The sequence below is a fragment of the Flavonifractor sp. An306 genome (assembly GCF_002159455.1).
Taxonomy (GTDB): domain Bacteria; phylum Bacillota; class Clostridia; order Oscillospirales; family Oscillospiraceae; genus Flavonifractor.
Genome location: NZ_NFIQ01000240.1, coordinates 1 through 722 on the forward strand (window position 1 = coordinate 1; position 722 = coordinate 722).

Here is a 722-nt window from a genome sequence, read left to right on the forward strand (position 1 = left end):
TTTCATTGTACGACCTAACAGGGAAAAAGGCAATACCCATTTAAATTAGATACTGCGATTTGTCAACTGCTGTCCTTTGGATGGCAGTTTTATTTTTCCTGTTGTATGCATGTGAAAAATCCAACTGCTAAAAAACCATCTAAAAAATTGGGATTTTGAAATTTTAGACTTCCACTTATCCATGCTACCTTAGAAAATCCTGACTGTATGGCGTTCGTGCATGGTAAAATTTTAATATGTAGATGGAGAAAAATCCTTCTTAATTCATTACAAGTTAAGGAAACTAAAATTCCAAATCTGTTGACAGTGTCAGTGTATTACCCAGAAATAGCTACTGCTGGATATAGAAAACACACCTGTTAAACATACACGGCATACAAAACAGGACGATTTCATACTTCCATGCTGGGAGGGCTTCTGATTCTGTTATCAATCATAATTTAAGTCAGGGGTGGAGCTGTGACCAGCCCCACCCCTGTTCCTTACGCTCCTTTCTTCTTACTGTCCTGTTCGCTTTCCAGTTCCCAACAGCACACCACCTTGTCCTCCTGCATCACCACACCATTCACAGCACCCAAATCAAGAAGGGCCTTGATTTTATCCAGGCAGAAGGTCAATCTACCAAACCGGGAGGACACCACTTTAAAATTGTCTCCCTGACGGTCATACACTGTATAGACCATGTTAGCTACTGCCTCAGGGTCGGTGCTGGTCAGAGTACC

General features: G+C 41.6%; 1 protein-coding gene. It reads right to left on the minus strand.

All coding sequences use genetic code 11. From position 1 onward, the window contains the following. Positions 1–482 precede the first annotated feature (482 nt). The coding region (locus tag B5F88_RS19875) for a hypothetical protein (protein ID WP_204246295.1) at positions 483–722 on the minus strand (240 nt) is incomplete at its 5' end.